Raw genomic sequence first — 10,269 nt, 5'->3', positions numbered from 1 at the left:
GGTGCGCGGTGCTGCGGGCGGCCCGGGAGACGGCGAGCTGCGCGTGGGTGGCCCAGCACGTGCCGGGCAACCCGGCGGCGCTGCGGGAGTTCGCCCGGCGGGTCGCCTCGTTGCGGCGGGGCGCGGACGGGAGCGGGGTGCGCTGGCACGCGTTCTGAGCCCGCGCAGCCGCCGGAGCCGGGCCGCCCCTCGCCGCCCGCCGCGGCGAGTCCGCCAGGGACCCGGCCCCGCCACCCCGGCGGGGCGCGATGCCGTGGCTCACACGCCGAGCAGCAGGGGGCGTGCGGGGTGTTCGAGGGGGGTCAGATAGTCGAGGCCGTCCAGCGGCTGGTCGGTGAAGAAGCGGGCGAGCAGCTCGCCGAACTCGGGGCCGCGTTCGAGGTTCACCAGGTGGTCGGCCTCCCGGACCGTGGTGAAGAGCGCCCCCTCGATGGTGGCGGCGACCTCGCGCACCCGGTCCGGCGGGGTGAGCGGGTCGTGCTCCCCGGTGAAGCAGAGCGCGGGGACGCCGGCGATCCCGCCGGGCGGCAGCCCCTCCCAGGCGATGAGCCTGCGGGTGGACTCCAGGTGCCGCGGCAGGTCCCGCGCGGTGACCGAGCTCATCATCCGCTCCAGCAGCCGGGCGGTCACGGTGTTCTTGCGTACGGTGCTCCGGGAGTCCCGGCACACCAGCGCGCCGACGCAGTGCCGCCCGTACTCCTCCAGCCGCCCGGTCTCCAGGCAGCGGGCCATGGCGCGCAGCTCGGCGGCGCCCGCCGGGGAGAAGGCCGGGCCCACGCCCGCCAGGGCGAGCCGTGCGATGCGCTCGGGAGCCGCCTGGGCGAGGGCGTAGGCGACCGGGGCGCCGTAGGAGGCGCCGAACACGTTGGCGTACGGGATGCCCAGTTCGCGCAGCAGGTGCGCGACCGCGCGGGCGAGGAAGTCGAAGCCGTACGCCGCGGGCAGGTCGTCCGCCGCGCCCGAGCCCGGCAGGTCGACGCTGATGACGGTCGCCACGGCCGTCCACGGCCCCTCGACGCGCCGGTAGGCGTACATGTCCTGGTAGGCGCCGCCGAGGACGACCACCGGCTCGGTTCGGGGTGCGGGGTGGTCGACGATCCGGCACCGGTAGCCGAAGCCTTCGAGGGTGACGGTGCGGACGCGCTCGGCACTCATGGACGGTACCTCCGGGCGGAAGCGGTTGACATCCGGTGAAACGACCGGAATACCGTCCAGAAGCGTGCATCACCCGATAGAGGCGGGATCCAGCCAGTCGCGGTCTGTCAGCTCGGCGACAAAGCGGGCGTAGGACTCCTCCAGCGCCGCACGCTCGGCCTCCACCGGCGCGGTCTCCTCGCCCGGAGCCGTCATCGCGGCTGCGGCCCGGGTGAGGTCCGGGTGCAGGGTGCCGGTGGCGGCGAGCAGCGCCGCGCCGAACGCGGTCTCCGCGCGCGGCGCCACCCGCAGCGGCATCCCCAGCACGGTCGCGCGCACCCGGTTCCACAGCGCGCTGCGGCTGCCCCCGCCCGCTGCGCGCAGCGGCCCGGCGACGGGGACGCCGAGGGCCCGGACCCGGTCGAGGGCCAGCCGCTCCAGAAAGGCGACGCCCTCCAGCGCGGCGCGGTGCGCCTCGGCGGCGTCGGCCGGGGTGCCCAGCGTGAAGCCGTGCGCGGCGCCGCTGACGAAGGGGAAGCGCTCGCCGGAGCGGCGCAGCGGGTAGCGCACACAGGACGCGGGCCCGCGCGCGGCGGCAGCGGCGTCCAGGGCCGCGAGCCGGTCCGGCGGCGTGTCGCTCAGCGCCTCGCCGCCGGTGTTCGACGCGCCGCCGGGGAGCCACCAGCCGTCCGGGTGGCGGTGGCTGTAGAACGCCCCGGCCGGGTCGGTGACCAGGTCGCGGGTGACACCCTTGAGCACGTACGTGGTGCCCAGGACGCCCACGAACTCGCCGGGCGCCACCGCCCCGGTCGCGAGCTGGCCCGCGCAGCCGTCCGTCATGCCGAGCCGCACCGAGCAGCCTTCGGGCAGCCCGGTCCTGGCCGCGGCGGCGGCGCACACGGTCCCGGCCCCGGTGCCGGGGGCCGCGACCTCGGGCAGCCAGCCCCCGGGGACTCCGAGCGCTTCGAGGACCTCGTCCGGCCACTCGCCGCGCAGCGGGTCGTAGCCCGTCTTCAGGGCGTGGCTCCAGTCCGCGGGCACGGGGCCGCCGGTCAGGCGGCGCGCCAGCAGATCGGGCGTGTGCAGCAGCCGCGCGCCGGGCGGCGCGCCGGCGTGTCGGGCGTACCAGCCGACGCGCCCGAGCGCGGCGGTGGGGCCCACGCTCAGGCCGAGCGCCGCCCAGCGGTCCGCGCCGCGCTCCTGGGCCCGGCGGTTGAACGGGGCGCCGCGCCGGTCGTCGTACATCAGCGCGGGGCCGAGCGGCGCCCCGTCCCGGTCCGCCAGGACGAGCGTGCCGGAGGTGGCGGAGACGGCGACCGCCACGACCTCCCGGCCGCCCCCCGGCAGGGCGCCGGTCGCCTGGCGCAGCGCGCGGGCCACGGCGGGCCACCAGGCGTCCGCGTCCTGCTCGCTGCGGCCCTCCGCGTCGCGCACCGGTGCCGGCAGGGGCGCTCCGCCCTCCGCGCGGACCCGGCCCCGGCCGTCCACGCACAGCACCCGGACGGCCGCCGTGGCGACGTCCACCCCGGCGACGACGGCATCGGCCTCCGCTTCCGGGGCACCTGGTTCTGACATATTCGATGTGAAATTCACATGCATCAGGTTAGTTCACCGCTCCCCGGCCGGCTCCGCGACCCGGACGTCCGTCTGCTCGCGCAGCTCGGCCAGCAGCTCGGGCGGCACGCCGGTATCGACCACCACGTGGTCGAAGTCGCCCACGGGGCACAGCCGGTGCAGCGCGGTGCGGGCCAGCTTCGAGTGGTCCATCAGCAGCGCGGTCCGAGTGCCCGAGCGCAGCATCGCGCGCTTGACCAGCACCACGTCCTGCTCCTGGTGGAAGGTCATCCGCGCGTTCATCGCCGAGGTGCTCACCACCACCAGGTCGGCGGAGAGCGCCGCGACGGCCTCCACACACGGCACGCCCAGAAAGGACTCGTGGGTGCGCGAGTACTCGCCGCCGAGCGCGATCAGCCGCACATCGTCGCGGTCGCGTCCGGTGAAGACGTCGACGACGCGGCGGGCGTTCGTCAGCACGGTCAGCGGCGCGGTGCCGGGGCCCGGCAGCAGCCGGGCCAGCGCGAGCGCCGTGGTGGAGTCGTCCAGCATCACCGACATGCCCGGCTCGACCAGCTCCGCCGCCGCCCGTGCGATGGCCTCCTTCTCCACCATGTGCACCCCGAGCCGGTAGTCCAGGTTGCTCTCGAAGACGCTGGAGGGCTGGGCCGAGACCCCGCCCCGGAAGCGGCGCAGCACGCCGCGCCGGGCCAGCTCGTCCAGGTCCCGGTGGACGGTCATCACGCTGACCCCGGCGCGCTCGGCGAGCCAGCCGACGCTGACCGTGCCGTGCGCCAGCACCTGCTCGGCGATGTCCTGCCTGCGGCTCTCCCGGCCCCGGTGCCGCCCGGGGCCCGGGTCCGGGTCCGGGTGCGGAGCCCGGTGCCCTGTCTGCCGTGTCATGGGCGCGCCTCCTGGTCGCCGCCGGTGCCGATGCCGCTGTCGCTGCCGGTGGGGACGTTGAGCGAGTACAGCGCCGTACGGGCGCCGTCGATCCCGATCTCGGTGACCGCCGCGTTGTCCAGCCGGGGCAGCACCAGCCGGTAGCGGCCGACCGGAATGCCGAGCAGGGCGCACAGCGCGATGCGGAACGCGGTGTTGTGCGCGACCACGAGGACGGTGCCGCCCGGGTGCGCCGCGGCCAGCTCGCGCAGCGCCGCCGTCACCCGGTGCGCGACGGCCGAGGGCGGCTCGGAGCCGGGGAAGGCCCCGTACTCCGCGTCCTGCCGGAAGGCCCGCACCCGCTCCGGCGACTCGGCCGCCATCTCGGCGATGGTGCGGCCCTCGCCCCAGCCGAAGTCGGCCTCCCGCAGCCCCTCGCGGACCACCGGCGCCAGGCCGAGGGCCGCTGCCACGGGGCGGGCGGTGAGCCGGGCGCGCTCCAGCGGCGAGCACGCCAGCGCCGTCACCCCGCCGCGCCGCGCCGCCCACTCCCCCAGCGCCTCGGCCTGCCGCACTCCGGCCTCGGTGAGCGCGACGTCGGAGCTGCCCGCGTAGCGGTTCTCCGCGTGCCACACGGTCTCGCCGTGCCGTACGAGCAGCAGCCGGGCGGCGGTCATACGTCCTCCTGGTGCGGCCGTCCGCCCCACTGGCTCCGGGGCCGGCCATTGCTTCTTCACGTAAAGGGCTATAAACATAACAGCGAACGTGTGCAGAGAGGAGCGGCAATGGCGCCCACCGCCGGGAGTCCGGGCCTGATCATCGGTGTCGACGTCGGCACGTCGGTCACCAAGGCCGTGGCCTTCGACCGGGACGGGCGCGCCGTGCGCTCGGCCGCCCGCCGCTCCGCGCTGCTGCGGCGGCCCGGCGGCGCGGTCGAGCAGGACCAGGAGCAGGTGGTGGAGAGCGTCGCCGCGGTGGTGCGCGAGGTCGCCGCCGCGCTGCCCGCGGCACCGGACGCGCTGGCGCTCACCGGGCAGGGCGACGGGCTGTGGCTGCGGGACGCCGAGGGCCGCCCGGTGCGCCCGGCGATCTCCTGGATGGACGGCCGCGCGGCGGACCTCGTCGCGCGGTGGCGTCAGGACGGCACGGTGCGCCGGGTGTACGAGCGCACCGGCTCCGGGATGTTCCCCGGCTGCCCGGCGCCGCTGCTGGCCTGGCTGCGGGAGCACGAGCCCGGGACGCTGGAGCGCGCCGCCGTCGCGGGGTACTGCGTGGACACCGTCGCACAGCGGCTCACCGGCACGGTCAGCGTGGACGCCTCGGACGCCACCCTCCCCTTCCTCGACCCGCGCACCCGCAGCTACGCGCCCGAGGCGCTGGACGCCTGCGGCCTCGCCGGCGCGGCCCGGCTGCCGCCGCCCGCCGCGCCCGGCACCGTGCTCGCGCTGGACGCGCGGGGCGCGGCGCTGCTCGGCCTGCCCGCCGGGCTGCCGGTGACCTCGGGCCCGTACGACCTGCCCGCCTGCGCGCTCGGCAGCGGGGTGCGGGAGCCCGGCGACGGGCTGCTGACGGTCGGCACCACGCTCGCCTGCCAGGTGCTCACCGACCGGGCGGACCCCCGCCCCGGCGGTGAGCCGGCCGGGATGTGGCTGTGCACGCCGCGGCCGGACCGCTGGCTGCGCGCCATGCCCGCGATGGTCGGCACGGCCGGTATCGACTGGACCCTCGCCACCGTCGGCGCCGCCACGGCGGACCTGGAGCCGCTGCTCGCGCAGAGCCCGCCGGGCGCGCGCGGCGTGACCGCGCTGCCGTTCCTGTCCGAGGCGGGCGAGCGCGCTCCGTTCGTGGCGCCCGGGGCGCGGGCCCGGTTCGACGGGCTGCATCTCGGGCACGCGCGTGCCGATGTCGTCCGCGCGATGTGCGAGGGAGTCGCGTACGCGGCGCGGCACTGCCTGGAGGCCGCCGGGCTGTCCGCGGCGCTCGCCGCGTGCGGCGGCGGCACCCGCTCTGCGGCGTGGCTGAGCACCTTCGCCGGGGTGCTCGGCCGCCCCGTGCGGGTGCCGGAGGAGGCCGAGGTCGGCGCGAAGGGCGCCGCGCTGGTGGCGCGTGCGGCGCTGGGCGACCCGGTCGACGAGGAGCGGTGGCTCGGCGCGTACCGCGTCGTCGAGCCGGACCCGGCGGCCCGCGCGGGCTACGAGGAAGGGTACGCGCGCTACCGGGCGGCGGTCGGGCGCGCGCTGGAGGGCGGGGAGTGGCGGTAGGGGCTGCGGGGGCGAGGCCGCCCCCGCATCGCATATCTGTACCGGGGCGGCCCCGGCCCGGAGCCCGGACGGGCGGGCGGTCGGACGGACGGACGGGCGGCGCGTCACCCGCCCCCGCGGGCCGCCTCCCCGGTGAAGTCGAGCAGGATCTTCGGCGGTCCGCCGCGGCCCGACTCCAGCAGCGCGAAGGCGTCCGGCACGGCCGCGGCCGGCAGGGTGCGCGCGAGCAGTGGCTCCGCGTCGAACACCCCGTGCTCGAAGAGGGCCACGGTGCGGTCGTAGTGGCCGATGCCGTGCTGGATGCCGAGGATGTCGAAGCCCTGCAGGGAGAGTTCGCCCGGCACGAAGGACACCGGCTCCTGGGCGACGCCGACCATGGCGACGCGGGCGCCGCGCTCGCCGAGCCGGAGCGCCGAGGGGAACGCGGCGGCGGCACCGGACGCCTCGACGACGAGCGAGTAGCCGCCCTCGGGGGCCTGACCGGGTCGGAACACCGCGTGCGCACCGCAGCGCGCGGCGAGCTCCAGGCCGGGCCCGTCGATGCCGACGGCATGCACCTCGGCGGCGTACCGGCGCGCGAACTGCACGGCCAGCAGGCCCATGGTGCCGGTGCCGATGACGGCCACGCGGTCGTCGAAGCGGAGGGCCGCGCGTTCGAACGCCTCGACGACCGAGACCGCGGGCTCGACCAGCGCGCCCGCGGGCTCCGGGAGCCCGGCGGGGAGCGGGGTGACGGCGTCGACCGGCATCCGCGCGTAGTCGGCGGCGCCGCCCTGGAGTCCGTAGAGCCCGGTCTCGCGGAGCGCCGCGCACCGCTGCGGATGTCCGGCGTGGCACCGGGCGCAGCGGTGGCACGGCACCATCGTGCGCCCGGCGACGAGTGATCCGAGTGGCGGAAGCGGGCCGTCGTCGGCCCCGTCGGCGTAGGCGACGACCTCGCCGTACCACTCGTGCCCGAAGATGTGCGGCAGCGCGATCCGGCCGTCCTTCAGGAACGGGGAGGTGCCGTGCAGGATCTCCAGGTCGGTGCCGCAGATTCCGGCGTACCGGACGCGGACGAGGAGGGTGCCCGGCGCGGGCGGCGGTACCGGGACGGACGCGAGGTCGGCGCTGCCGGGGCCGGTGACGCGGGCCGCCCGCATGGTGCCGTCCGGCCAGTTCCCCTGCATCTGCCAACCCTCCGTGTGCGTCGCGCTGCTTCCGGGATCATGGCACACGCCCTCTTGCGGCGCCCCGCGCGGGGCGCCGCCCCGCCGCTCAGCCGGGCCCGGTGGGGGTGGTCAGGGTCAGGAACACGCGGCCCCGGTGCGTCCACGTCTCCGCGCAGGCCCAGCCCGCCGCCGTCGCCTCGCGGCGCAGCGCCCGCGCGCCCAGCCGGGCCCAGGGGAACGCCGGGCCCGGCGCACCGCTCCCGGCGTCCAGGCGGACATGGCGGCGCTCGTCCACCTCGCCGGGGGCCGCCTCGGCGAGGAGCAGCCCGCCGGGGCGCACCAGGCGGGCCACGCGCCGCAGCAGGGTCCGCGGCTCCCCGCCGATGCCGATGTTGCCGTCGATCAGCAGTGCGGTGCCCCAGCGGCCCGCGCCCGGCACCCGGTCGAAGACGGAGCGGCGCAGCGCGTGGCAGCCGCGCAGCCGGGTGGCCTCCACGGCGCCGGGGTTGATGTCGATGCCGAGCGCCCGGTGGCCGCGGGTGCCGAGGGCCTCGACGAGGCGCCCGGGGCCGCAGCCGATGTCCAGGACGGGACCGTCGCAGCGGCGCAGGAGCGCGAGGTCGGCGGCGTCGGCCACCGCGCTCCAGCGCGCGACGTCGAGCGGGCAGGACCAGCCGTCGTGCCCGCGCAGGGTGAGCTGTCCCCCGTCGCGCAGTGCCGCCGTGTACGGTGCCGCCGCCCAGCCGCTCACGCCTTCCGCTCGTTCACGCGGGGAACGCGCCCGGTGAGTGCGGCCAGCTCGGCCGCGAAGCGGCTGCCGGGGGCCTCGGCGGCGACCGGTTCCACATCGTGCGGGGTGTCGACGTCCCGCAGCTTCGGCAGATCGCGTACGGACAGCCCCGCGCCGGTCAGCCGGGCGCGCTGGGCGGCTCCGGTGGCAAGCGTGGACATGGGGACGCCGCGCAGCAGTTCCGGGTCGGGGTCGGCCAGGCCGAGCGCCCAGAACCCGCCGTCGGCCGCGGGGCCGAACCAGGCGTCGCAGCCGTGCCAGGCGGCGGGGTCCGTGGCGGGCGCGAGCAGCGCGGGGGTGATCTGCGGGGTGTCCATGCCGACCACCAGCGCCGGGCCTGCGCAGCAGGCGAAGGCGGCGGCGAGCCGCTCGTCGAGTCCCCCGTCGACCTGCGGCACGATCTCGAACGGCGGCCCGTCGGACGGCTGTTCGCGGGGCAGCCAGGGCCCGGGGGCCCCGTCCAGCACCAGCACCCTGCGGCGCGCGGGCGCGGCCAGCACCGCGCACAGGGTGTCGGTGAGCGCGGCGGCGGCCAGCGCGGCGGCGGCGCGCGGGGTGAACGCCGGACCGAGCCGGGTCTTCACGCGCCCCGGCCGGGGTTCCTTGGCGATGACGAGCAGTGTGGTGGGCCCCGGCATCTCACTTCCCGGTGGTCGTACGGGTCTGGGCATCGCTGGTCCGGGCGTGGCCGGTCCGGACATGGCCGGACCGGACGCCACGGGTCCGGAGGACGGCGCGGGCGGCCTCCGCCGACGGGGGCCGCACCGGGTCAGGGGCTCCCGCCCGCGGCGCGGCCGTATCCGAATCCGACGTACCCGATGGGCCTCGTGCATCTCATCCGTCCTGCGCACCTCGTAGGTCCCGGTCACCGTCACCGGACCGCCCCTCCCGGCGGCTCGGGGCGCGGGAGGGGTGGGCTGGTCCTGACGCGGCCGATGTTCCCCCAGTACCCGGCGGCGGGGAAGGATGTTCAGCCGGAGGTCTCCGTTCGGTAATGTCTCGCGGCTTCCGGGCCGTGGCTCCGCGCCGTCTGTCGGGGAGGCGCGAGGGCCGGTAGCGTCGACGGCCGGCCACGGTTCCACGACTCGCCGGGGAGGGACCGCCCATGTCCGCGACCGGACGGACGCCGAAGACGCGCCCGTCAGCCGCCGCCCGCCGCGCCGCGCCGCCGCCCGAGGAGGTGGGGGCGATGTACGACCGGATGGGCGAGCTGCTGGGGAGCACGGCGCTCCATGTCGGGCTGTATGTGCCGCCGGACAGCCCGCCCTCCGTGGCCGGGCTCCCGGAGCTGGCGGACCTCGCACAGGACCGGCAGACCGACCACCTCCTCGACCACACCGGGCTCGGCCCCGGGGAGCACCTGCTCGACATCGGCTGCGGCACCGGCGGCCCGGCGGTGCGGCTGGCCGGGCGCGGCGGCGGCCGGGTCACCGGGATCACCGTGAGCCGGGTCCAGGTGGAGCGGTGCCGGGAGCGGGCGCGGGCCGCCGGGCTCGCGGACCGGCTGGACTTCCGGCACGGGGACGCCATGGACCTGGAGTTCGACGACGAGGTGTTCGACGCCGCCTGGGCCATCGACTCCCTGACCCATATGCGGGACCGGCCGCGCGCCCTGCGGGAGGCGCACCGCGTGCTGCGGCCCGGCGGACGGCTGCTGCTGACCGAGTTCACGCTGCGTGGCACCCCGCCCGAGGCGGAGCTGGCCGCGTTCACCGAGATGTGGAGCGCCGGCGCGCCGAGCTCGCTGTCGGGGCTGCTCGCCGAGACCGAGGAGGCCGGGTTCCACGCGGTACGGCTGTGGGACCTGACGGCGAACATGCGGATCTCCGGGGAGGTGATGGGCGCGCTGTTCGCGGACCGGCGCGCGGAGATCGAGGCGCGGTGCGGCGCGGAGACCGCCCGGCGGACCGGGGAGCTGCTGGTGCCGTTCCGCGCGTTCTGCCGGGGACATCTGGAGTACCACCTGATGCTGGTCCGCAAGTAGCCCGCGGGTACGTCCCCGCCCGGTCACACCGAGCGGCCGTGGCGGACCAGCGCCCAGGCGAGGAAGCCGAACGCCGCCGTGTTGCACAGCGCGCGGACCGCGTTCCAGCGCACCCACGCGTCCTCGAACCGCTCCCGCAGGGCGGCCAGCTGCTCCTCGGACCCGGGCAGCCCGCCCGCGTCCAGCGCGTCGTTCAGCGGTACGTTCCCGCGGAAGGTGATCACCATGACCGCCACGTAGCACAGCAGCGCTGCCCCGATCCACGGCAGCGCCCCGCGGCCCTCCGGTGTGCCGAGCCGCAGCGCCCCGGCGGCCAGGGTCAGCAGCAGCGAGCCGAGGAAGAGCAGCAGGAACCACCCGTTGAGGATGGCCTCGTTGATCTTCTGCATGGTCTCGACGAACGTCCGGTCCCCCGCCCGCCGCAGCCCCGGCATCACGGCGACCGCGAAGCCGTAGTACAGCCCGGCGCTGAGCCCCGTGGTCAGTGCCGCCCCGACCAGGGACGCCCCTTGC

The 10,269-nt window shown here is 77.2% G+C and carries 10 protein-coding genes and 1 pseudogene; 3 read left to right on the top strand and 8 right to left on the bottom strand.

Going from position 1 to position 10,269, the window contains the following annotated elements:
• Nucleotides 1-158 (top strand): annotated as a pseudogene (locus tag G5C65_RS39470) (aminoglycoside phosphotransferase family protein); the annotation flags it as partial.
• Between the two features lie 100 nt (nucleotides 159-258).
• Here G5C65_RS39470 and G5C65_RS22740 read toward each other — a convergent pair.
• From G5C65_RS22740 to G5C65_RS22725, 4 genes are all read right to left on the bottom strand, one after another.
• Nucleotides 259-1,155, bottom strand: a complete 897-nt coding sequence (locus G5C65_RS22740) for an alpha/beta fold hydrolase (RefSeq protein WP_165300763.1) — start codon at nucleotides 1,153-1,155, stop codon at nucleotides 259-261.
• Between the two features lie 69 nt (nucleotides 1,156-1,224).
• Entirely contained in the window at nucleotides 1,225-2,709 is a 1,485-nt protein-coding gene (locus G5C65_RS22735) for an FGGY-family carbohydrate kinase (protein WP_165300762.1), read from the bottom strand.
• A 33-nt stretch (nucleotides 2,710-2,742) separates the two neighbouring features.
• Nucleotides 2,743-3,591 (bottom strand): DeoR/GlpR family DNA-binding transcription regulator, encoded by an 849-nt coding sequence (locus G5C65_RS22730; protein WP_165300761.1) that lies wholly within the window; start codon nucleotides 3,589-3,591, stop codon nucleotides 2,743-2,745.
• Nucleotides 3,588-4,247 carry a histidine phosphatase family protein gene (locus G5C65_RS22725; RefSeq protein ID WP_165300760.1) on the bottom strand — a complete coding sequence of 220 codons (660 nt, stop codon included), beginning with the start codon at nucleotides 4,245-4,247 and terminating at the stop codon, nucleotides 3,588-3,590. Before G5C65_RS22725 ends, G5C65_RS22730 begins: the two co-directional genes overlap by 4 nt.
• Before the next feature lie 108 nt (nucleotides 4,248-4,355).
• Between G5C65_RS22725 and G5C65_RS22720 the strand changes: the two genes are divergently transcribed.
• Nucleotides 4,356-5,831 carry an FGGY-family carbohydrate kinase gene (locus tag G5C65_RS22720; protein WP_165300759.1) on the top strand — a complete coding sequence of 492 codons (1,476 nt, stop codon included), beginning with the start codon at nucleotides 4,356-4,358 and terminating at the stop codon, nucleotides 5,829-5,831.
• Nucleotides 5,832-5,935: 104 nt separating this feature from the next.
• Here G5C65_RS22720 and G5C65_RS22715 read toward each other — a convergent pair whose 3' ends face one another.
• From G5C65_RS22715 to G5C65_RS22705, 3 genes are all read right to left on the bottom strand, one after another.
• Nucleotides 5,936-7,000, bottom strand: coding sequence for a zinc-dependent alcohol dehydrogenase (locus tag G5C65_RS22715; RefSeq protein ID WP_241265976.1), 1,065 nt, complete (start codon nucleotides 6,998-7,000; stop codon nucleotides 5,936-5,938).
• Nucleotides 7,001-7,088: 88 nt separating this feature from the next.
• Entirely contained in the window at nucleotides 7,089-7,733 is a 645-nt protein-coding gene (locus tag G5C65_RS22710; protein WP_165300758.1) for a methyltransferase domain-containing protein, read from the bottom strand.
• The gene (locus G5C65_RS22705) at nucleotides 7,730-8,410 is read right to left on the bottom strand and encodes a TIGR04282 family arsenosugar biosynthesis glycosyltransferase (protein ID WP_165300757.1); all 681 of its coding nucleotides are present in this window, start codon (nucleotides 8,408-8,410) and stop codon (nucleotides 7,730-7,732) included. The genes G5C65_RS22710 and G5C65_RS22705 overlap by 4 nt, the downstream gene beginning before the upstream one ends.
• A 467-nt stretch (nucleotides 8,411-8,877) precedes the next feature.
• On the opposite strand from G5C65_RS22705, the gene G5C65_RS22700 reads away from it, so the two are divergent.
• Nucleotides 8,878-9,756 carry a class I SAM-dependent methyltransferase gene (locus tag G5C65_RS22700; RefSeq protein ID WP_241265975.1) on the top strand — a complete coding sequence of 293 codons (879 nt, stop codon included), beginning with the start codon at nucleotides 8,878-8,880 and terminating at the stop codon, nucleotides 9,754-9,756.
• A 23-nt stretch (nucleotides 9,757-9,779) separates the two neighbouring features.
• On the opposite strand, the gene G5C65_RS22695 is transcribed toward G5C65_RS22700, so the two are convergent.
• Nucleotides 9,780-10,269 (bottom strand): anthrone oxygenase family protein (locus G5C65_RS22695; RefSeq protein ID WP_241265974.1); only part of this gene is annotated, 490 nt, incomplete at its 5' end.

This window comes from Streptomyces boncukensis (assembly GCF_011045075.1).
Taxonomy (GTDB): domain Bacteria; phylum Actinomycetota; class Actinomycetes; order Streptomycetales; family Streptomycetaceae; genus Streptomyces; species Streptomyces boncukensis.
Note: the sequence above shows the minus strand (reverse complement) of the source record. Positions and strands in the feature narration are given on the sequence as shown.

Excerpts from the sequence above, each read along its gene's own strand:
- G5C65_RS22740 (WP_165300763.1), bottom strand. The coding sequence starts at position 1,155 with ATGAGTGCCGAGCGCGTCCGCACCGTCACCCTCGAAGGCTTCGGCTAC.
- G5C65_RS22735 (WP_165300762.1), bottom strand. The coding sequence starts at position 2,709 with ATGTCAGAACCAGGTGCCCCGGAAGCGGAGGCCGATGCCGTCGTCGCC.
- G5C65_RS22730 (WP_165300761.1), bottom strand. The coding sequence starts at position 3,591 with ATGACACGGCAGACAGGGCACCGGGCTCCGCACCCGGACCCGGACCCG.
- G5C65_RS22725 (WP_165300760.1), bottom strand. The coding sequence starts at position 4,247 with ATGACCGCCGCCCGGCTGCTGCTCGTACGGCACGGCGAGACCGTGTGG.
- G5C65_RS22720 (WP_165300759.1), top strand. The coding sequence starts at position 4,356 with ATGGCGCCCACCGCCGGGAGTCCGGGCCTGATCATCGGTGTCGACGTC.
- G5C65_RS22715 (WP_241265976.1), bottom strand. The coding sequence starts at position 7,000 with ATGCAGGGGAACTGGCCGGACGGCACCATGCGGGCGGCCCGCGTCACC.
- G5C65_RS22705 (WP_165300757.1), bottom strand. The coding sequence starts at position 8,410 with ATGCCGGGGCCCACCACACTGCTCGTCATCGCCAAGGAACCCCGGCCG.
- G5C65_RS22700 (WP_241265975.1), top strand. The coding sequence starts at position 8,878 with ATGTCCGCGACCGGACGGACGCCGAAGACGCGCCCGTCAGCCGCCGCC.